18 protein-coding genes are annotated in these 22,058 nt (G+C 36.4%); 4 read left to right on the top strand and 14 right to left on the bottom strand.

Going from position 1 to position 22,058, the window contains the following annotated elements; translation table 11 throughout:
* Positions 1–7 precede the first annotated feature (7 nt).
* From AC1Q8N_RS22160 to fdhF, 7 genes are all read right to left on the bottom strand, one after another.
* Positions 8–1,024 (bottom strand): molybdopterin-synthase adenylyltransferase MoeB, encoded by a 1,017-nt coding sequence (locus tag AC1Q8N_RS22160; protein WP_000840959.1) that lies wholly within the window; start codon positions 1,022–1,024, stop codon positions 8–10.
* Between the two features lie 24 nt (positions 1,025–1,048).
* Positions 1,049–1,828, bottom strand: coding sequence for a formate channel (locus AC1Q8N_RS22155; protein WP_033656377.1), 780 nt, complete (start codon positions 1,826–1,828; stop codon positions 1,049–1,051).
* Positions 1,829–2,028: 200 nt separating this feature from the next.
* Positions 2,029–3,045: a GTP 3',8-cyclase MoaA gene (moaA, locus tag AC1Q8N_RS22150; protein WP_098077955.1), complete on the bottom strand. Its 1,017-nt coding sequence runs from the start codon at positions 3,043–3,045 to the stop codon at positions 2,029–2,031.
* 20 nt (positions 3,046–3,065) lie between these two features.
* Entirely contained in the window at positions 3,066–3,863 is a 798-nt protein-coding gene (gene fdhD / locus AC1Q8N_RS22145; protein WP_098068969.1) for a formate dehydrogenase accessory sulfurtransferase FdhD, read from the bottom strand.
* Positions 3,864–3,879: 16 nt separating this feature from the next.
* Complete coding sequence (locus AC1Q8N_RS22140) at positions 3,880–4,224, bottom strand: Na-translocating system protein MpsC family protein (RefSeq protein WP_000039582.1); 345 nt, start codon at positions 4,222–4,224, stop codon at positions 3,880–3,882.
* Positions 4,225–4,340: 116 nt separating this feature from the next.
* Complete coding sequence (locus AC1Q8N_RS22135; protein WP_000729894.1) at positions 4,341–4,823, bottom strand: helical membrane plugin domain-containing protein; 483 nt, start codon at positions 4,821–4,823, stop codon at positions 4,341–4,343.
* A gap of 12 nt (positions 4,824–4,835) precedes the next feature.
* Complete coding sequence (gene fdhF / locus AC1Q8N_RS22130) at positions 4,836–7,775, bottom strand: formate dehydrogenase subunit alpha (protein ID WP_098077952.1); 2,940 nt, start codon at positions 7,773–7,775, stop codon at positions 4,836–4,838.
* A 297-nt stretch (positions 7,776–8,072) separates the two neighbouring features.
* Here fdhF and AC1Q8N_RS22125 point away from each other — a divergent pair, with 297 nt between their 5' ends.
* Genes AC1Q8N_RS22125 through AC1Q8N_RS22115 form a run of 3 tightly spaced genes read left to right on the top strand, consistent with a single transcriptional unit; the run spans position 8,073 to position 11,842 of the window.
* On the top strand, positions 8,073–9,611 hold the full coding sequence (locus AC1Q8N_RS22125; protein ID WP_048544000.1) for a spore germination protein: 1,539 nt from the start codon (positions 8,073–8,075) through the stop codon (positions 9,609–9,611).
* Entirely contained in the window at positions 9,608–10,705 is a 1,098-nt protein-coding gene (locus AC1Q8N_RS22120) for an endospore germination permease (protein WP_048544002.1), read from the top strand. Before AC1Q8N_RS22125 ends, AC1Q8N_RS22120 begins: the two co-directional genes overlap by 4 nt.
* Positions 10,706–11,842, top strand: a complete 1,137-nt coding sequence (locus tag AC1Q8N_RS22115; protein ID WP_493521382.1) for a Ger(x)C family spore germination protein — start codon at positions 10,706–10,708, stop codon at positions 11,840–11,842.
* A gap of 79 nt (positions 11,843–11,921) precedes the next feature.
* Here the strand turns inward: AC1Q8N_RS22115 and AC1Q8N_RS22110 are convergent, their stop codons facing one another.
* From AC1Q8N_RS22110 to AC1Q8N_RS22090, 5 genes are all read right to left on the bottom strand, one after another.
* Positions 11,922–12,056 carry a hypothetical protein gene (locus AC1Q8N_RS22110; protein WP_001116178.1) on the bottom strand — a complete coding sequence of 45 codons (135 nt, stop codon included), beginning with the start codon at positions 12,054–12,056 and terminating at the stop codon, positions 11,922–11,924.
* Positions 12,057–12,113: 57 nt separating this feature from the next.
* Positions 12,114–15,476 carry a tubulin-like doman-containing protein gene (locus AC1Q8N_RS22105; protein ID WP_098068974.1) on the bottom strand — a complete coding sequence of 1,121 codons (3,363 nt, stop codon included), beginning with the start codon at positions 15,474–15,476 and terminating at the stop codon, positions 12,114–12,116.
* A gap of 73 nt (positions 15,477–15,549) precedes the next feature.
* Positions 15,550–17,649 carry a vWA domain-containing protein gene (locus AC1Q8N_RS22100; RefSeq protein ID WP_098078833.1) on the bottom strand — a complete coding sequence of 700 codons (2,100 nt, stop codon included), beginning with the start codon at positions 17,647–17,649 and terminating at the stop codon, positions 15,550–15,552.
* A 256-nt stretch (positions 17,650–17,905) separates the two neighbouring features.
* On the bottom strand, positions 17,906–18,244 hold the full coding sequence (locus tag AC1Q8N_RS22095) for a VOC family protein (protein ID WP_493521381.1): 339 nt from the start codon (positions 18,242–18,244) through the stop codon (positions 17,906–17,908).
* Positions 18,245–18,412: 168 nt separating this feature from the next.
* Positions 18,413–18,748: a hypothetical protein gene (locus AC1Q8N_RS22090; protein WP_088064493.1), complete on the bottom strand. Its 336-nt coding sequence runs from the start codon at positions 18,746–18,748 to the stop codon at positions 18,413–18,415.
* Positions 18,749–18,883: 135 nt separating this feature from the next.
* Here AC1Q8N_RS22090 and AC1Q8N_RS22085 point away from each other — a divergent pair, with 135 nt between their 5' ends.
* Entirely contained in the window at positions 18,884–19,267 is a 384-nt protein-coding gene (locus AC1Q8N_RS22085) for a hypothetical protein (protein ID WP_048544012.1), read from the top strand.
* 40 nt (positions 19,268–19,307) lie between these two features.
* On the opposite strand, the gene AC1Q8N_RS22080 is transcribed toward AC1Q8N_RS22085, so the two are convergent.
* Complete coding sequence (locus AC1Q8N_RS22080) at positions 19,308–20,027, bottom strand: class I SAM-dependent methyltransferase (protein WP_098077941.1); 720 nt, start codon at positions 20,025–20,027, stop codon at positions 19,308–19,310.
* A gap of 148 nt (positions 20,028–20,175) precedes the next feature.
* A complete protein-coding gene (locus tag AC1Q8N_RS22075; RefSeq protein ID WP_048544017.1) occupies positions 20,176–21,882 on the bottom strand; it encodes a peptide ABC transporter substrate-binding protein in 1,707 nt (568 codons plus the stop codon).
* Positions 21,883–22,058 lie beyond the last annotated feature (176 nt).

Raw genomic sequence — 22,058 nt, 5'->3', positions numbered from 1 at the left:
CTTTCTATTAACCGAATACGCGATAATATAATTGTTTCGCTTTCGAAATATCATTTGTACCATGAATGAAAACACGACCATCCCGAAAAATAACGACGCGGTAATCATCTAGTTGGCAAGATAGTAAATACAGATTCCGCTCTACTTTCCCTAGTTTGTTTAATACTTTTTCTATATCGTCAAAATCGTACTTTCTATTTTCTACTGGCCTAATTTGCACTGTATTTCTTCCGCATAAAGCAGCTACCTTCGTTTGGTTTTCGTATGATAAATAAGGATAAGTTCGATTCGAACCGCACGAAGGGCAATCGTCTGTTTTGCTTTTCCCTAGTTTTATAAAATGGTTTTGATTACTCCATATATCAAACATGAAAAATGTTTTTCTAATTGCTGAGAAATCTCCTACTAAAATTTTGAATGCTTCCGCCACTTGATATGCTGCGACAACTTGAACAGTCGGGCTAATAATTCCAGCTGTATCACATGTCACACCTGTAACAGGAACGTTCTTCAGCACACAATGTAAACATGGTGTCTCTTGCGGAATAACCGTATAACTCATACCGTACGATCCAACGCAAGAACCATATACCCAAGGAATATTATGTTTTTGTGATAAATCATTTATTACAAATCGAATATCAAAATTATCTGTTGCATCAATTATTACATCTACATTTTTTAATAGGTCTTCCATATTTTCTGCAACTGCATCCATTACGAAAGCATGTATTTGTACTTCCGAATTAATTTGTTCTAGCCGATTTTTAGCAGCGATTGCTTTCGGTATTTTCTCTCTCACATCTTGTTCAGAGTACAATTGTTGCCTTTGTAAATTACTCCATTCAACGTAGTCACGATCAATAATCGTCAACTTGCCAATACCTGCACGTACGAAACTTTCGGCACTTGCACTTCCTAATGCGCCTGCTCCTACAATTAACACATGTTTATTCCGAATTTTTTCTTGCCCTCTACTCCCAATTGGTTTGAACAACTGTTGTCGTGAATACCGCTCAGCCATTACATATCCTTCCTCTCACGAACTCTATTTCATATTAGAATGTTGTTTTTGATAACAAGCAAAATAAGCAAATCCAACAAATCCAGCTCCCCCAATTACATTTCCGATAAAAACAGGAACAAAATTTCTAGCAAGATCCATCCACGTCAGATGACCTGCAAAAATAACTGCTGAAATAACAAACATATTTGCTACCACTTGCTGAAATCCAATCACTACAAATGCCATAATTGGAATCCAAATTCCGATTATTTTTCCGACAAAATCACTCGTCCCATAAGCGAGCCAAAGCGCCAAACAAACGAGCCAATTACACCCAATTGCTAAAATTAAAGTTCTCCCAAATGATTCATGTAACTTTCCTTCTGCTATCGCTACCGTTTTATTTAAATAATCTCCCTCTGTTAATCCGCCAAGATGACCGAAACAATACGCTACGAAAATAGCTCCTACAAAATTCATGAAAGTAATCCAAACCCAGTTATTTAGCACACTAACCAATGTAATTTTCTTTGCATATAGCGCCATAGATAGTGACATCATATTTCCGGTAATTAATTCTCCTCCTGCTAATACGACGAGCATTAATCCAACAGGGAAAACCGCTCCTCCTAAAACATTGACTAAACTACCCCAGCGCTCAGGTAAATTACCTAAAACACGAATGTTAAGCAAAAAACCTAACGAAATAAACGCTCCTCCTAAAAAACCGAGAATAAGCATTGCTGGCAACGTCTGACTTACTTTTTGAACACCGGCCTCAATTACAAGCTCAGCAATTTGTTCCGGTTTATGAAATGCCATTACCAATTCCTCCATTTTCTCCAAATAAAAAAGCAGCTTCAAAAAACCTCCTCAAAATAAAGGTTTTTGAATGCTGCTTAATTTCTCTGCACATCTTTTACAGAGATATCAATCATCACTTTTACTATAGAATAGAAAATCTACAAACGTTGCATACTTTCCATTTTGTATATACTTCCTCAAAGCGTCACTCTTATATATCAACCACCAATATGTGACATTTCAATTTTAGGCGATCTTTTTTTACTTGTATGACTTAAGCGTTCATCTGAATAACGATCTTCTCGGTTGTTCCATATATCACGTACGATATCTGTTATTTCCTCGTCAGTGTATCCAGATCGAAGTAGTTCCCTCAAGTCATTTCCTTTAGAAGCGAACAAACAAGTATATAATTTTCCCTCTGCAGAAATACGTGCTCTCGTACATGAGGAACAGAAGGAATCTGTTACTGATGAAATAATACCTATCTCTTCTTCATTTCCAATATAACGATAGCGAGTCGCAACTTCACCTGCATAATTTGCTTCTATCCGTTCTAATGGCATAACTTGATGAATGGCATCTACTATCTCTTGTTTCGAGACGACCTCTCTTAATTCCCAACCGTTATAATTCCCAACGTCCATATACTCAATAAAACGAAGAATATGCTTATTTTCCTTAAAGTATTGCGCCATCTGCAAAATATCTTGTTCATTTTTCCCTTTTTGAACGACCATGTTAATTTTAATTTTCATACCAACTTCAGCTGCAGCCTGTATGCCTTCCAGGACCCTTTGCACTTTGCTTCTATTGCCATTCAAATAGAAAAACCGATCTTCTTCTAAGGAATCTAAACTAACTGTCACACGTGATAAACCCGCCTTATATAAATCAGGAGCAAACTTTTTCAGTAGTGATCCATTGGTTGTTAAACCTATATCCTCCACACCCCCTATTTTATTAAGGCGCTCAATAAGCTGCGGAAGTCCTCTTCGAAGTAACGGTTCTCCGCCCGTAATTCGTAACTTTCTTACACCTAAAGAAACAAAAATACGTGTTATCCTTTCAATCTCATCAAAAGATAAAATTTTATCATTAGACAAAAACGAATAATCAGGACCAAATATTTCTTCCGGCATACAATAACGACAGCGGAAATTACAGCGATCAGTAACAGAAATACGTAAATCCTTTAAAGGACGTTGTAGTTTGTCTAATGTGACAGATTTCATATTTATTGCCTCGCTTTTACTTATTTTATATTTAAAACACGCTCCGGATGCGTATATACATTTAAGGATTGATTTCGAATAAACCCTATTGTTGTAATACCTAATTCTTCAGCCAGCTGCAAAGCCAACTCAGTTGGAGCTGATTTTGAAAGTATAATTTCACAACCAATCTTTGCAACTTTCAATAATATTTCCGAAGAAATACGACCACTAAAAACAATGATTTTATCACTTATAGAAATATTATTTTTTAAGCAATAACCGTAAATTTTATCTAACGCATTATGTCTGCCGATATCCATTCGGCTTAAAATAATAGCATTCACATCACACAAAGATGCATTATGAACGCCGCCTGTATGACGAAATGTCTCTGCAGATTGCTGCATTTCTTTCATTAATCGAAAACAGTCTTCTGCAGCAACCTGTACATGTATGCCATTCATTTTTTTCGCGCTTAATGCATCATTTGCAAAAACAAACCCTTGTCTACTCATACCACAGCATGAAGTAATATAACGTTTATTTTGCATTTGTTCGTAATACGGATTCACTTTTTTCGTTGTGACATGTACAAATCCTTCTTTCTCTTGTACCCATATGTCATCAATATCTTCATACTTCCGGATGATTCCTTCAGATGCTAAAAAGCCTATTACCATATCTTCTATATATTCTGGAGTACTAACCATTGTAACAAACTCCTGTCCGTTCATTTTAATCGTGACAGGAAACTCTGTTACAATACTGTCCTCTATATGCTTAAACGCCCCTTGTTCATAACGAAAGATTTCTCTTTCTACCTGTATCGGTTTCACGATCAGTATCCTTCTCTCACGTTATATTTTTATCAAAAACAAATACCGAAACTGCAATATCCTCTTCTACTTTCATATCTGAAAATAAATTCACTAACTTCGCTCCAACAAGTTCCTCCAAATGTTCACGGGAATTCGCAGCATACACTTCTTGAATCATTTTCGTTCTAGCCATATGAACCATTTCCGCACCGTCCATCGTACTTGAAATGAATTTTTCAGTAGGTGTTAAGTTTCCGTAAAGGGTCGCAATCGCCATATTTTCAGCAAAAACAGTATGAATTCGTTCCGGTCCTTTTCCGAAAAGTTCCTTTCGAAGTTTTCGTATCATATCATTAAATTCATGTACTTTTTTTGACATACAATTATACCTCCAAAAAATCCTCATTTTACTTTATTATATATTTTACCAAAATGATCCTTCCGCCCAAAATATTTCGTACAAACATTTGGGCGAAAAGATTCACTTCATGAAGATTATTCGTCTTTTAACCCTTTACCCATACCTTTTAAGAAATGGAGCCCAAACCCGATAGCACGGTTAATGTCTGGGTCTTTCAATACTTTCATAAGATCGAATACCCCTACTTTTTTATTACTCTCTAGATGTTCATTACCTTCTTCTAGTCCTACTAATAAACTACCTATAAGCTTTTTCGTAAGTTCCGGATCAAGTTCTGTTAAAGCACCTGCAGCACCCATCATATTATTAATTAAATTTGTAACAGGTTCACGAGTTACTTGACCAAGAACTATCTTTGCGATTGGTTCTTTCGCCTTTAACATAGAATTTGCAGCTTCTAGCATTCCGATGTCATTTAATTCACCAACAATATTAAACATTTGATTTAAAGCCTCTTCATTATTAGCTAGGAGCTCTTTTAAATCATCTAATTTTTGCTGTTTTATTTCTTCCTCAGTTAATTCTTGTTTTTGAATCATTTTTATAGGTGCAGCCATATTTTTCTCCTCCTACTTATCCGTTAAATGCACATACCCTGGACGTGCCCACTTACGATGTACCTCAATGCCAGCTTGAGGGTGACGTTTTTTATTACGTGGGTTCGCTTTTGGCATCGGATTTGCGCCATCAACTTCTAGCACTTCCATACGCACTTTCGTCTGTTTATAAGCAGGTGTGTTCGTACGTACGTCCACAGCAGGACCTGTTAAGAAATTAATTGCTGTTTCATTATCTGTAGAGTTCATCGGTAAATATAACTCATTCGCTTTTACACGATCTGTTACAAGTGCACGTAATTTTAACGCTCCAAAAGGAGAGATAAGACGAACTAACGAACCTGTTTTCACTCCACGTTCTTTTGCAAGTGCTGGAGAAATTTCAACGAAAACGCCAGGTACTTTCGTTTGAATACCTGTTGATTTATTTGTCATATTTCCTTCATGGAAATGTTCAAGCATACGACCGTTATTAATGTGAAGATCGAACTCTGCTGGGAATTCAGCTGGACGTACCCAATCAGCAATCGCAAAACGAGCTCTTTTATCTGGGAAGTTAAATCCATCTTGGAACAGAAGTGGTGTATTCGTTCCATCAAAACTTCCCCAATGGAAACTATTCCACCCCTCAAGTACTTCATAGTTTGCTTGTGAGAATAGTGGTGATAAACTTGCCATCTCAGCAAAAATTTCACTTGGATGGCTATAATTCCAGTTTGCACCTAATTTATTCGCAATCTCCTGCACAATCCACCAATCTGGCTTCGCATCTCCAAGCGTAGGAAGAACTTGATACAATCTTTGTACACGACGCTCTGTATTTGTGAAAGTACCTTCTTTCTCAAGAGAGGGTGCTGCCGGTAATACAACATCTGCATATTGAGCAGTTTTAGATAAGAAAACGTCTTGTACAACGAAGAAATCAAGGCTTGATAACACTTCATGTACGTGGTTCGCATTAGAGTCTACAAGAGCCATATCCTCTCCGACAAGATACATAGCTTTCATTTTCCCTTCATCAATTGCGTGAAGCATTTCAATATTATTAAGACCTGGTTCACTATTAATTTTCACTCCGTAAGCCATTTCAAATTTCGCACGTTCCATATCGTTCGTAACGTGCTGATATCCAGGAAGCCATCCTGGTAAAGTACCCATATCACAAGCACCTTGTACGTTATTATGACCTCGAAGTGGATATGCCCCAGCACCTGGACGACGATAATTACCTGTTGCAAGCAGTAAGTTTGAAATCGCCGCGGAAGTATCCGATCCACCTGTATTTTGCGTTACTCCCATACCCCAAAGGATACATGTACCATCTGCATCACGAATCATTTCAGCCATTTGAATAAGTGCTTCTTTTGAAATACCAGTCATTTCTTCTGCATATTCAAGTGTATATTCTGTAAGACTCTCTTTAAAATCTTCAAAGAAGTTTACATTCTCATCAATAAATCGTTGATCATGCCAGCCTTGGTCAATCATATATTTCGTAACAGCCATTAACCATACTTGATCTGTTCCTTGTTTTGGACTAATAAAGACGTCTGAACGCTCTGCCATTTCTGTTTTACGAAGATCAGCCACAATTAATTTTTGTCCGTGTAATTTATGCGCACGTTTAATACGCGTAGCTAAAACAGGATGACCTTCTGTCGGGTTACAACCTACAATAATAACAAGACCAGATTTTGCGATATCTTTAATCGTTCCAGCATCTCCGCCCATACCAATTGTACGGAATAATCCGTCTGTCGCTGGCGATTGACAATAACGTGAGCAGTTATCAATATTATTCGTTTCAAATACTTGTCGAGCTAATTTCTGAATTACATAATTGTCTTCATTCGTAATTTTAGATGAAGAAATAAAGCCGACAGCATCTTTACCGTACTCTTCTTTAATCGATCCTAATTTACTTGCAACTACATTTAATGCTTCTTCCCATGTAGATTCAACAAACGTTCCATTTTTACGAATTAAAGGTTTTGTAATTCTTTCTTTAGAATTTACGAAATCCCAACCGAATTTCCCTTTTACACAAGTAGAAATTGCGTTAACTGGCGCATCAGAAGAAGGTTGTACTTTAAGGATTTTACGCCCTTTCGTCCACACTTCAAATGAACAACCTACACCACAAAATGTACAAACTGTTTTCGTTTTCTTCGTACGAGTATCACGCATGGCCGCTTCCACTTCTGATACCGCAAAAATGCCGCTATATCCAGGCTCAACTTCTTTAATTAAATCTACCATCGGTTCAAGAATATCTGGTTTTAATCCCGTCATAAATCCAGCTTCACCGAGCATCGTTTTCTCCATTAAAGCGTTACAAGGACAAATGGTTACACATTGACCACAGCTCACGCATGAAGAATCATTAATATTTACTCCTTCATCCCAAATAACTCGTGGACGTTCCGCTTCCCAGTCTATTGATAACGTTTCATTTACTTGTAAGTTTTGACACACCTCAACACATTGACCGCATGCAATACATTGATTAGGATCGTAGCGATAAAATGGATGCGTCATATCAACTTCACTTGCATCTACTTTTGGTTCATAAGGATATTTTTGATGTTCAATCTCCATTAATTCTGCTGTATTATGCAGTTTACAGTTCCCATTATTGTTGTCACATACTGTACAGTATAATAAATGATTTTCTAGTAACCGATCCATTGCCTCTGTTTGTGCTTCTTTGGCATGAGCAGAATTACGTTCAATGTTCATACCTTCTGTCACTACTGCCGAACAAGAGCGCACTAACTTTCCGTCAACCTCTACAATACAAGTGTCACATGTTTGAATAGGATCTACTTCTGGCACGTAACAAATTTGCGGATGTTCAATCCCGTTCTCATTAATAACACCCAATATCGTTGAACCAGGCTCCGCTGTATACTTTTTTCCGTCAATTGTAATATGAACCATGTTGTTATTCATGGTCTTTCCCCCTTTTTGAGAATAAAAAAAACTCCACCACGAAAATATACGCACCACATTTCGGCACGTTATTATCATGGTGGAGTAGTTTATTAGCACATCTTGCTAAAATACCAATCCATTTATTCATAAATAAAACGATAGATTCATAACAGGTCATATCACGATTCCATCTTTAACACTATAATTATAGCGTTAAAGATGGAAATATACAATATAAAATTTAAACTACGCATATGTCAGCACGGAACTATCCATAATAACCCATATAAAACATAACAAGGAGTAAGCAAACAAATGGGGTCTTTTAATAAATGGATACGTGGTGAAAAATCTTTCTCTGCACAAGAACAAGCTGATCACCTTTTAAATAAATCTATCTCTTCCTCTCTTTCCCTTAATCTAAAGCACTTGTCCAAACTTTTTAGCGGTATTCCAGAATTAATTACACGTACTTTTCCGTTAAAAAACGGAAAAGAAGCTGCAATTATATATATGGAAGGACTTGTAGACAAAACCGTTATTAACATTGATATTCTTCGCCCTCTCCTATTTAAAGAGTGGAATGAAGTTGATTGTTGGGAATCCTCAGTTACAGTCGGGAATATAAAGAAAGTTCAGCAGTGGTCCGACATTGAACATTCCCTTTTACATGGGAAAAGCATTTTATTTATAAATGGACAACTTACAGCATTAGAACTAGATACGCAATCGGCGCCAAAAAGAAGTATTGAAGAACCTACAACAGAAACTGCTATAAAAAGCTCCCACGAAGGATTTAATGAAGTAGCGAGCGACAGTCTTGCACTTATTCGTCGATATATTCCAAATCGCGAATTGAAAGTGAAGGAATTCACTGTTGGTGAACGAGCTACTTCAAAGGTTTTTTTGCTGTACTTAGCAGATGTTGCAAACGAAGACGTTGTACAAGAAATGGCATGCCGTATCGAATCAATCAAAGTGGATGCCATTATTACTACCGGAGAATTAGAAGGGTTTGTTGAAGATAATTCCTATACTCTCTTTCCGCAATTATCAATAACCGAACGCCCTGATACAACGGCCCATCACATTTTGGATGGACGAATTGCTGTTGTTGTAGACCGCTCACCCGGCGTATTAATTGGACCTATGACCTTTTCATCTTTTTTTCAGACGATAGATGATTACAGCTTCCGGCCAATGATTCCATCTTTCATACGACTACTTCGTTTTACCGGACTATTTATTGCAATATTTGCTCCAGCTCTTTATATTGCTATGATTTCCTTTCATTATGAAGTGATTCCACTTAAATTATTGTTAACAATTGGAGAATCTCGAGCTAAAATTCCTTTCCCCCCCATATTAGAAGCACTTTTGATGGAACTAGTACTTGAAATGCTCCGCGAAGCTGCGGTTCGGCTTCCTGGTCCCGTTGGACAAACGATTGGAGTCGTAGGAGGGATTGTCATTGGACAAGCTGCTGTCCAAGCAGGAATAGTAAGTAATGTTATGGTTATCGTCGTATCTATTACTGCAGTCGCTTCTTTTATCATCCCTAACATGGAAATGTCAGCAGGAATTCGACTTCTTCGCTTTCCAATGATGATAACCGCTTCTTTGTTTGGGGTCATTGGAATTATGGTCGGGATGGCAGTTATCATCATCCATATTCTTTCTATGGAATCACTTGGTGTTCCTTATGGTAGTCCTTTTTCTCCGTCATTTGCTTCAGATTTAAAAGACATTCTTGTACGTTTACCATGGAAACTAATGAAGAAACGACCACTATCCCTCAACTTAAAACAAGAGAATCGACAACGCGATATAGAAGAAACGGAGGAAGATAAGTGACAAAGCGTGCAAAGAGGGAGATTAGTTTATTTCAATACATTTTAACGATTAGTGGTGTTCAAGTAGGGTTCGGTGTACTTACACTGCCACGTGAAGTTGCGCAAGGGGCGAATACAGATGGCTGGATGTCTATTATAATAGGATGCGCTATCACTACTTTAGTCAGTCTATGTATTGTAAAAATTATGGAAAAACATCCCGGATATACTTTACTTGATGTGCTAACTCGTTATCTTGGGAAGTGGCTAGGAAGAGTAGGAATGATTTTTTGGATTTTATATGCTGTTCTTGCAGCTGTATCCTTAATTTTTTCCCTCTTATACGTTATTCACATTTGGATTTTACCTAGATCTCCAATGTTTTTAATCATGATGTTATTATCTATCCCAATGGTTATGCTCGCATGTAAAGGTGTTCTTATTATTAGCCGCTATGCTGTTTTTACTGTCTTATTTACACTCTGGATGCCATTGCTCTTATTTATCCCACTTAAAGACGGGCATTGGGTTTATCTGCTTCCTCTCCTTAAAGAGGGATGGCTACCAGTTTTCAACACCGTAAAATCAACTATTATTGCCTTTCTCGGATTTGAGTTTGCATTTGTCCTTTATCCTTATCTCAGTAATAAATCATCTGCAAAAAAAGGAATCGTTATTGCAAATATGATTACTTTATTCGTTTACCTGCAAGTTACGTTCGTTTCTTTCGTTTATTTTAGCCCAGATGGTATAACTAAGTTTTTATGGCCCACTCTTTCTCTTGTTACACCATTTCACTTTTCATTTCTGGAACGGTTTGAAATTATCTTTTTGTCATTTTATCTCTTCATTATTTTTGATTCTTGCATTCCTTATATTTTTACTGCCTCAGATGGAATCAATCAGTTACTTAACAAAAAAGGGAGTTCATTACCTATTTGGTTTTTATTATTCGGGTGTGTTTTCGTTTTATGTTTTTATATCCCATCCTCGTATCAAATAAGTGCATTGCGGGAATTTTGGGGAACTGCAAGTTATTTTATCGTTTTTCTATTCCCAGTCGTATTTCTCTTATACATGACACTTTATCAGCATTGGAAAAGGAGAAAAATTTAAATGAGACGCTTTATTTTCACTATATTTTGCTTTCTCATAACCTTTTTAACAGGATGTGGAGGAGATCGGCTCGACTTAGAAAAACAATCCATTTCATTAATTTACGGGTTTGATACAAAAGCAAAAGGAAAATTAATTGTATACCACGTAAACCCTATTTTTAATGAAGATGTGGAGAAAAAATACGAAACTCATGAAGCGACAGTACATACCCCTCGAGAAGCAAAAGCAACATTTAATAGTTCAAGTAGCGGTTTAGTATCTACAGAAAAGTTACAACTCATTTTATTTAGTACGAAATTTTTAAAACAAGAAGGAGCTATGTCTTACCTTGATGTTTGGTATCGCGACCCTAAAAATACTGGAAATATGCGCATGGTTGCAGTAGACGGTCCAATCTCTTCAATTATATATAATAATTTTAAAGATAAGCCTGCACTTCCTGAATATTTAACAGATTTAATTAATACGAACAAACTATACAATCGAACCGCGTTTACGACATTCCATGAATTCCATAGGCAAACTTTTAATAAAGGTATAACACCTGCTATCTCAGAAATAAAAAAAGGTAAAAAAGATATTCTCGTTACCGGCTCTGCATTATTAACTTCTCGCGGAATCTATAAAATGTCTTTAAATCGATATGAAAGTGCCCTTCTTCTTCTATTACAAAAGAAAGCGAATATACCCGTTTCACTTACACTGAAAATCCCTTCTCATTCAGTTGAAAGTAATAGTCATCTAAAAGATACAGACGGCGACGACTTCGTAACAATAAATGTTCTTAGCATGAATCGTGACATTCACACAGGCTATAACGATAACCACTTCAAATTTAATATTGCAATGAATTTTAAAGTTTCCGTATCTGAACTTACATTCAACATGGATATAGACAAAGGTAGAAAGAAAATAACTTCACTTATTACAAAACAACTAAACAAAGATTTAAACAATTTAATCCACAAAATTCAAAAACAGCAACTTGATCCATTCGGGTTTGGTGATTATGCGAGAGCATTTCAATATAAAGAATGGAAAACGGTTGAAGACGATTGGCCGAGTGCCTTTTCAAAGTCTAATGTGAAAGTAGCACCTACTATTAAAATTTTAGAGAACGGGATTATTAAATAAAAAAAACACGCTACTTGCTCTTATACGTGTAAAGAGTAAGTAGCGTGTTATCATTTTTATTTTGAAGCTTCCTATGCAGTTACGCTTCTGTTTCTGGTTCTTCGTTTTCCGCCTGTTCCAATCTTTGCTGCTCCGCAAGTTCGGCTGAAATCATTCCATAATAAATTTCTGGATACAATCCAAATATTTGATATACACTTCCTAAAAACGGCATCGGAATCCCTCTTTTCTAAAGTTGTATTGCCACTTTTAAGGATTCCCTTTTCATTCATTATACATTCGTTTTTGGCGTTTCTTCTTCATCATGAACGCTTAATAAATTTTGCCACTTTTTATAAGGAGCACTATTTGGATCTACATAACCTTTCGCGTACGAACGATCCCACAATTGTTTAATAAACATTTCTTTCTCTTTCTTTGCAACCATATCGGCACCTGTACCGTAATAGTTTTGGAAATATAACTCAATTTCGTCAAGGAATAATCTTAATAATTCATCAGAAGTTTCTTCTAACGTTGGATCATATTTCGCTTCACGGTCATACATTAAAATCATATCTAAAATATTATGGACATGCTCTTTACGAAGCCATCTAATATCTTGAGCACCTAATACGAACGGATGTGTATATAAATGTCCGCCCTGTATCATAGCTTTTTCTTGTTCTTCTTCAAATCTGGACAAGATGTTTTCATAAATAAACGGATTATGAAGCAATGCTCTGTGTAATTTATAACTTTCACTTGAAATATTTTTTCCCATCGACTGAATTAAGAAGCTACGTCCAACACCGTTATATTGATACACGAACTGGCCATCAACAGCAACTAAACTAATCCAACGATACATATACGCGTATAGAAGAGCGCGATTACATTTATCGTAATCCAACTTCGTTTGCGTTGCATTTAAGTCTGGCATGAAAGCTGGCAAGTGCCAATATTTATCTAAATGCGGCGTTAAACTAGATTTTTTACTATTCAACTTGTTCACACGGCGATAGTAAGACTGAAAATAATCACCTTTATCATTCATAAATCCATTTGCAATATGTCCTGACGACAGCTTAGGAAAGTCTTGTAGTGATAAACCGTAATGCGCACGATAACAAATGACTTCAAATGGCGAAAAAGCTTCATGTACTGTATCTTTTTCTTTAAACATTTCTTGAATTAATTCCTCTTGCAATTCTTTCTTTAAAGATGGATGTATACCCCAATATTGTAATTCCCTATGATGGGAAACTTTCGGAACGAATGGACTTGCTAAATGGAATAAGTCTTCAATTTTTTCACGGACGTATTCATCACGATCACGCTTCTTATAATCCGCCTCTTTTCGTAACGCCTCAACGATATTCAGCTCTAATTTATCACGATAGCGTATTTGTAATTCATCGTAGCAATAACTTAGTATGTGCTCACGATAAAAATCTTCTACTTTTTTCGATTGAATCTCTTCTGTTTTTGCATCCCGGCAATATTCCCCGTATAAACTCATATAAATTTCCGCAGATATATCTTTCGGTAACACTCCCAAATTTAAATGTTGCTGCATATCTTGCCATATCTTTTCTTGCAATTTCTCTTCAGCTAATACGTATACATTCGTTGGGTTTGTTTTCCCTTCAAATTCCTTGCTTCGTTTTTGAATTTCGAACAATAAATTTTCACGTGTTTCGTATAAATTATCAAAAAACCTTTCCCAATATTGAATCATTTTATTAACCGCTTGATATAGCGATTGATAAACGAGTTCTAATAGCATTTCTTTACGATACTCGTTTAATTTGTGTACGTACTGCGTTACAATATCTTCAAATTCTTTTTTAAATAAACGCTGCTGATTATTAATCATTTTTCCAAACCAGCCTTGTTGCTGCGCGATTTCTACCCGGCGAACAGCTGTTACCGTTCCATCAATATTACTCACATTAAATTTCTTATCGTAGTTTTGAATTAAATTGCGCTTTTGTTCATTATTTTCATGTAGTCGATTCATTTTCTCGACTAACTGCTTTCGAATTTCATACAACATAAAACGAGCTGATACTGGATGAACAGGATCCGTTTTCTTTAAAAACCATGTATTTAATTGATAGGACTGCCCTTCAGAACCACTTGGTGCAAAACGGTCTGATTCAATCATGTCATACAATAGTGTCGTTACATGCTCATGTACGCGGCTCGGAATCGCATACGCATATAAACGAACCGCATGATCCACCCTTGCTACTTCACCTTTCATTTGCTCCATCATTTTCAGTTTAGCAGCCGAAATTTTACACTCGTGCTGCAGTCGGTTTAATTCCTCATCTTTTTGCACCGTACGCTGTACATAACTTTCTACAGCCTCTAAAAACAGTTTAGATTTCGCAACACCGACCTTACCGCCCTCTGCTCCTTCACGCGTTTCATTGTACATTTGTCTATAAAAAATATGAGCCTGTTCTGGACGGGTAGCAAGATGTTCTAAGTCTTCTAAATAACTTTTCCCACGCTCTGGCTTTTCACGTTGCATCCCGCGTTTGACGTCTTGGTCATATCTTTGCTTCTTTTCTTGAAACAGTTGATCTAAATGCAGCCAAGACTCATCTAAACCTTGCACAGCCCATTTTAAAGCACAATATTTTAACACGTGCTCATACGGATAAATAATCTTTGCCGTTCCTGCCCCGCAATATCGTCCTTTCCCACTTGATTCTGCTAATTGCTGAATTTGATTATCTTCCTGTGCAAAATGATTTGCAGACATCGGACTAAATAACTGTAAATAAATCGTATTTGCCATTTGCTCCATATAATCTGATAAATTGTGCAGATGGTGTCCATGTAGATTTTCGTAATCGTATAGGAAACAATAATTGTATGGTAAATGATGTTGTTTAATCGTATGATTCGTTCTTCCGTCTTCATCTACTTGATCAGGTCGATATTCTAATTCAATCGTCACACCGCCACGTTTTGATAATTCTCCAGTGGAACCGAGTGTAATGGCATGTAATTCTTTTAACGAGGCATAGCCGTTTGCTTGCACCGTTTCAAACTCTTTCGCACTAACCGTTCTCGTCTTAACTAAAACATCCGGCATTAAAAACGCACCACGTATTAAAATGTTGTGATGCTGCAGTTTTTTCCGAAGCATTTCACGTAAATATAATGCAATTTGTAGAAACATCCCTGAACCTGTTCCGCCCGCTAGTGATGTTACGATAATGACACGCACTCCATATTCCGTTTGATCGCTTGTAACCGGAAAAATCTTCTCGATTTCTTGCCAAAAGGATGTCAATTTATCTTCTTTCATCGCAGCAAGTAACGCTAAACGGGAAATGACGCGTAACTGTCCTGCCCCTTCTGTCAGTGGTTTATCAAGTATAGTCGGGTCCATCGGAAACCACTCTGGAATCGTTGGATCTCCTGCAATATACTCTCTTGGCGTTTTACTAGAACTCGTTTGCGTCTTAAACTTTCGAATATGATCAAATTTACTCAATGTATTCACATCTGTATCAAATACGTGCATTGCTACCTTTTTTCGGCGCTCCTCAGGTAGCCTTTCATATATTTGATGTGTCACAGTACTACCGATTCCACCTAAACCAATTAATATCGTTGGAACTTGTAACGTCATGTGAACCACCTTCCTATTCTTGCTTGTTTGAAAAGAGGGGAGAAAGATAAGACTCCCTCCTTTTCCCTATCTACTATTCACACTCATATTTGTAAATTTCTTTACCATACCCTCTATCAATTACTAAAAGTTCATTTGGATATAACGTCTTATGTTCCATTCCAACCTCATCTTCTGTTATAAACATCCCATCAATAATCATTCCTACTACTTGTGACTCTTTCGCTACAAATATTGATTTCGATCCTTTCTTTGCTATAAACGTAACGGATTGCACAGTCTTTCTTTCTGCCCTAAACGGAATGCCAAAATAATGTTTCCACCATTTATTTTTAAGTAATTCTGGCTCAGATTGATATAACCAATCTTTCGCTACCTCTTGATCCCATTCGTAATACAATAGTGCTTTTCGGTGAAATCTTGGACGAACAATCCATCCTAAAACGATTATTCCTACTACTAACAATAATAAAGTGATAGGAATAACAAACTTAAAAATAAGCGCATATTTTTCATAGAACGGTGCGTTTTGAATATGAAGTGATATATTTTTCTTTACTTCTTGTAATTTTGAATCTTGCACTACGATGGTAGCTTCTACGGTGCCGGTATCTGTAAAATTGAATGTGTCGGAGTAATGGGGGCGAGGATAAATATAAATTTGATTATCCTGTTGTTTTATTTCATAGTTGATTGATTGTTTAGATGTGACACCAGTAGATTTTAATAGTTTCTTTACAGCTTCTTCTGTCATCGGCTTACCATCTAACTGTGGTTGTATAATAAACGGTTTACTATTCTCTAAATTCGTTACTTTTTCCTCATAATCTTTCGTAATAGTTTGCAATGATAATTTTGGTTTTTCAGTTACTTCGATTTTAAATTCCTTCGTCTGTCTGTAAAACCCCTTTATGTTCATATGAACTTTCCCGCGCACTAACCCTTTATCGATCTTCGTTTCGTAGTAAAATACATGTTTTTTATCGTTCCACTTCATCGGATACTGTTTTCCGTCTATTTCTACTTCTGACTGAAAATATGAAGACTGAATTGGTAATTCCGTAGGCTTCGCTTCAATAACAGCAGTAACACCTTCGTACATTTTCTCCACATTTTTTTGACTACTATCGTCTTTGTCATAAGTAGAAACAGTATAGTTAAGCGCCGGTTCAACTAGTACTTGTAATCCTTCTTTCTCAATATCTCGATCCACTTCTATCGTATACGTTCCTGGTTTAATAACTTCCTGATTTTCCGTACTTATATGAACTATATTTCCGAATAATTTCGCTTCTCCTGGTGCATGTATGGAATAAGAAGATTGTAATTGTAACGGTTTAGAAATTTGTGTGACCTGATAATTAGACAAAGAAGGCGATTGCCGTACAAGCGTCATACGCTTTAACGGGAATGGTGTTGTAATCTCTACTTTCTTTCCTACTACTTTCGTTTTTACAATCGATTCAACCGAGGAGAACGGATCACGATTTGCAACTAATGCTGCCACTTGATTGACGCTTTTTACAATACCATCCTCTCCACTAGATGGCATCGTAACGCCATTTATCTCTTTCTTCCATATTTCTTTAAACGTATTTAGTTGTGCCTTTTCTTGCTGCCCTAAATCCTCTTCCATCGTAATTAAAATTGGATGTAAAGATATCTTTTTTGCATCCATTTCTTTCTTAAACTGTGCTAGCTTCTTTGTAATTTGTTCTTTTCCGCCAATCTTATCTTTCTCTAAATCATTAAATGCCCCGTCAGTTAAGACAATAAGCCAAAATTCACGTTTTCCATCTATATCTGCTTCCTTTTTTATAGATTGCATCGCCGTCTCTACTGCGCTAAACGGAGTATTTAAATACGTTTTCCATGCTCCAATTCCCTCAATTTCTGTTTGTCTCTTATCCTTCGTTAACGAAATGTTTAATGGATCATTCGGCTTGCTCATTGGAACATAAGAGAATTTATCTTTTTCATCTAATAGCGCAACTAAACTTTGCAAAGCATAATTGGCATATTTCCAGCGATCGTTATTTCTCATGCTGCCCGAATCATCATATACAAGTGAAACGACCCTTTCCTTTGCCTCCTCTCCTTTTGCAAAAGTCCAAAAAGGATGTAACCATATAAATAGAAACAACATGAATGTGGCACAAATTCGAATTTTCATGATGAGGCTTCGCCACCTTTGTAGACAAATTCCTATGTTTAAATTTATGAGAGGATACAAGATATATGACTTGTATTTCAGGACAACAAGCGCACCATAACTTTATTATGTAAACAGTTATATAATAAAGTTATGATTCCTTCTAGCATTTTCTATCCGATAATATAAGTAAAAAAAGCCTGTTTAAGCTCTACACTTAAACAGACTTTTCCTACTTTTTATATTGAAAACAAGCATCAAAAAGTTTGATTTTAAATTAACACATCACTTCAATTGTAAATCCACCAGGTGCTTCCACATAAAACGTATACGCATGTGCATGCTTAGGAGGTTCGACCAAAAAGCCATCCTCCTTCAATCTTTGATTCATCTTATTTACTTGTTCTTCACTTTCTTGAGGAAACCCTACATGAAATGTTTGTGGATAATGTACGTCTTTCCCTTTCATTAATTTTAATATAAACCCATCATTATCACGCAAAACTGCAAAGCCATTTCCCCTTGTTCCGCTACAAGTTAAACCAAAATATTTTTCTAAAAACTCTCTAGTAGCTACTACATCTGAAACTGTTAAATTAAGATGTTTAATTTTCAAACCGCCACCTTCTTTCTTAATTTTCTAACATTTTACCACATAAAGTGAAGGCTATTACAGGTAGTTAATCCCCTACCTAACTTCTTTGCTTCCGCTGAATTTTGAGGTGGGGGTCTTACTGCCCACAAATAGCGGGACAAATAAAAAACACGCCTTTCACAGCGTGTTTCATTGCTTCACATACACTTCAACAACCGGATTTTCTTTATTATCCGCATGCAAGCGTAAATTCTCTTCACTTGTACTATAAATACTAGCTAATAACATAATCGTTAACACATTAGGCGTTTTTGCATCGCTTCCGTATTTTCTTTCAAGTGCTTCCTTGTATTCAAACTCCAAATCCCCCTGCACGTATGTATACACTTCAAAGCCATCTTCTAAATTGCAAACTACTGTATCAATTATATCTGCCCCTACTTGCTTCTTCATTTCTTCTCGCAATGCTTCAATAAATTCTTCCCACGGTACTTCGTATGTCTGAAACTGATCTGTAGATTTCATGCCTTTTTCCTCCTTATATATCCTTCTCCTATATTTCCCCTTTCCTATAACAATTATGATAGATAGGACATTCGTACAAGCCGCACTTGTCCCCCTTACATATCGTATTACTGTAATGGGGAAGGAGGAAAAAACATGCATAGACAAAAATGTTACGATACGTGCCAACGTTATTTCGGTAAAGTCGTTCGAATTGAAGATCGTGATGGTCGCATTCATTTAGGCAAAATAATTGATGTGACAAACAGCTCTGTATGGATTGAACCAGTGCAACAGCGCTCATCTTTTGATACAGGATTTGGATACTATGACGCATATGCAAACGGTGGCTGTGACCTTTGTGGGGGCCTTAGCAGATGTGATAGTTGCGGATTTGGTTGTGGTGGTGGATTCAGCGGCTGTGGATGTGGCGGTCGTGGTTGCGGTAGTTGTGGTGGCTGGGGCGGCGGCGGCTGGGGCGTTGAACTCGGATTTGGTTTCATCTTCGGAATTACATTAGCTGCACTATTTTTCATTTAACATAGTAAAGAGTTGACTAGCTTTAGTCAACTCTCTTTCTTTATTTTTCACATATAAAAATACGATGTCCTAAAATATGTTGGTACATAAGTCGTACATTTTCATGCTGTACCCATGCCTCATATAATTCATTTGGAATATGCGAGGATACATTCCATTCTGGCTCTTCTATATAGCCCGAGATTGTTTCTGCAATTGTACCACCGCCAGCAATTGTAATTCTTTTAAAATTTGCTTTCTGAAATAATTGTACCCATTCACTCTCAGTTAATAGTTCTTTCATCCCGTATAACTGGGCAATCTTTTCTTCCTCACTCTTCTCAATGTGCCTATCAATAATCATTTCAATGACAACAAGCTTGCCCTCCTTCTGTAATACACGATAGCACTCCGAGATAACCCTTTCTTTCTCTGTAAAAGCGAGTATCGATTCTCCGAGTACGAACTCAAATGAATCATGCAAACAAGGTAATTGCTCTACACTTCCTTCAATTAATTGAATATCTATTCCTTCAAACGACCATCTATCTTTCGCCTTTTGAATCATAATCTCATTCTTTTCAACCGCCGTTACTTTATAACCACATTCTTTTGTCATATATGCCGCTGTTTTCCCCGTACCGCACCCTATCTCAAGGACATTCGCTCCAAATCTAAAAGGTAGTTGCTCCAACAATTGTTTTGTTAACGTAAAACCACCAGGATGAGCACTTCCTATTCCGTAATAAGCTAGGAAATCGATGTAAGTATTTCGTTCCATGGGATTCTCCCTTTTTTATTTTATATATTCGGGGAAGAAATAAAAGTGCATAGAAAAAGCATTTTCAATCGCTCTAATACCGCAACTTGAAAATGCTTTTTCTTTTATCCTGCTATTTGCTGGGCAGCCTAATTAAAGTTTCACTTTATTATTTCTCTTCAATATATGCCCATTTGAAGCTATATTCCGGACTAATATTATGTTTCACAATTCCCTTTATATTTGGTTTCATAACATATGATTTAGCACTTTGATATAAAGGTACAAGCGCTACATCTTCCTCAAGTAACAATTTCTCTGCCTTCCCTAACTCTGTCCAACGTTTTTTTGCATCAGCCATCCATTCTGTCTTACTTTTAGTAATAATGTCATCATATTTTGAATCTGAGTAGCTCATCTGGTTCTGAGAATTTGTCGTTTCAAACATATCAAGATACGTCATTGGATCCGCGTAATCTGGATTCCAGCCACCATATGAAAAATCATAATCTTGGTCTGATTCTAATTTTAGCTTTTGCTTAAATGGTTGCAGTTTAATATTTACTGTCACGCCTTTTAGATTTTTTTCAACTTGATCTTTTACATACTCCCCAACTTTTTTCGCATTACCAGTATCATAATTTAACAGTTCAATTGTTACTTGATCTTTTCCAAGTTCTTTTTTCGCTTCTTCCCAAGCTGCTGCTGCCTTTTTAGTGTCTTGTTTTAAACCATTCTTGAACGTTTCTGCGAAATCTTTACCATCTGGTCCACTCGCTAAACCTTTTGGTACTAAGTAATCCACTGGTTTTGAACCATCATTTAAAATGACATTCGCTAAAGCTTTCTTATCAATGGATAATGCAATTGCTTCACGTAGTTTTTTGCTCTTTAACGGTGTATCTTGCCCACCACGCTTTTGATTTAAACGTAAGTAAAACGTACTTGTTTCCGAATATGCGCCAAACTCCTCTTTATTATTTCTATACTTATCAACAAACTCTCCTGATAAAAGTGCGAAATCAATTGCACCTGTATCATACAAATTTACTCTAGTAGCTGGTTCTTTTACTACACTATAGTTAATTTCTTCTAGTTTTACAGTCTTTTTGTCCCAATACTGATCATTTTTCTTTAATTTCCAGCCTTGCTCATGTTTCCAATCAGTAAGAACGAACGGTCCGTTATATACTGTTGTATCAGACTCTAAACCGAATTTATTCCCTTTTTCTTTTACAAACTTTTCATTTAATGGATAGTATGACGCAAATGCCATTAAGTTCAAGAAATATGGTACTGGTCTTTCTAATTCCACTTCAAGCGTATAATCATCTACCGCTTTTACACCTAATGTAGAAACTTCTGCTTTTCCTTGATTAATTGTTTCTGCATTTTTAATATAGTAAGCAATAAATGCATACTCAGCAGCTGTTTTTGGATCTACTAGACGTTGCCATGCAAATACGAAATCTTTCGCTGTTACTGGATCACCATTTGACCATTTTGCATCTTTCCGTAATTTAAATGTATATTTTTTACCATCCTCGCTTTTTGTGCTAGATTCTGCTACAGCTGGGATTGGCTTATTATCTTTATCAAGACGATATAAACCTTCCATCGTATTCCCTAAAATTTGTGCGCCAAGTGTATCTGTACTTTTTGAAGTATCCATCGTCGGAATTTCATTCGTTTCAGTACGATTTAACACTTGCTTTGCCGCATATTTAATATCAGATTTCTTCTCTTCTCCACCATTATTAGATGTCGTTGTCGTTTTCTTCTCCCCACCAGAAGATCCAGAACAAGCTGTTAACGCCATACTCATCGCTAAAACTGGCGCTACAACCGCCGTGAGCTTTTTCATCTTTTTCTTCATTCTTGTACCCTCCCCAATTATATGTACGAAACTAACTTTGAGAGATTTCCAATTTAAATTATCAGAAAATTATTACTAATTATCATTCTACTAATTTTTCACGATTTGTAAAGTATTTTTAAAGAATATTCGTAATAATTAATTTATTTAAATCAATAACAATCTATTACTACTAT

It is taken from the genome of Bacillus sp. GW823-FHT06B01 (assembly GCF_058952315.1).
Note: the sequence above shows the minus strand (reverse complement) of the source record. Positions and strands in the feature narration are given on the sequence as shown.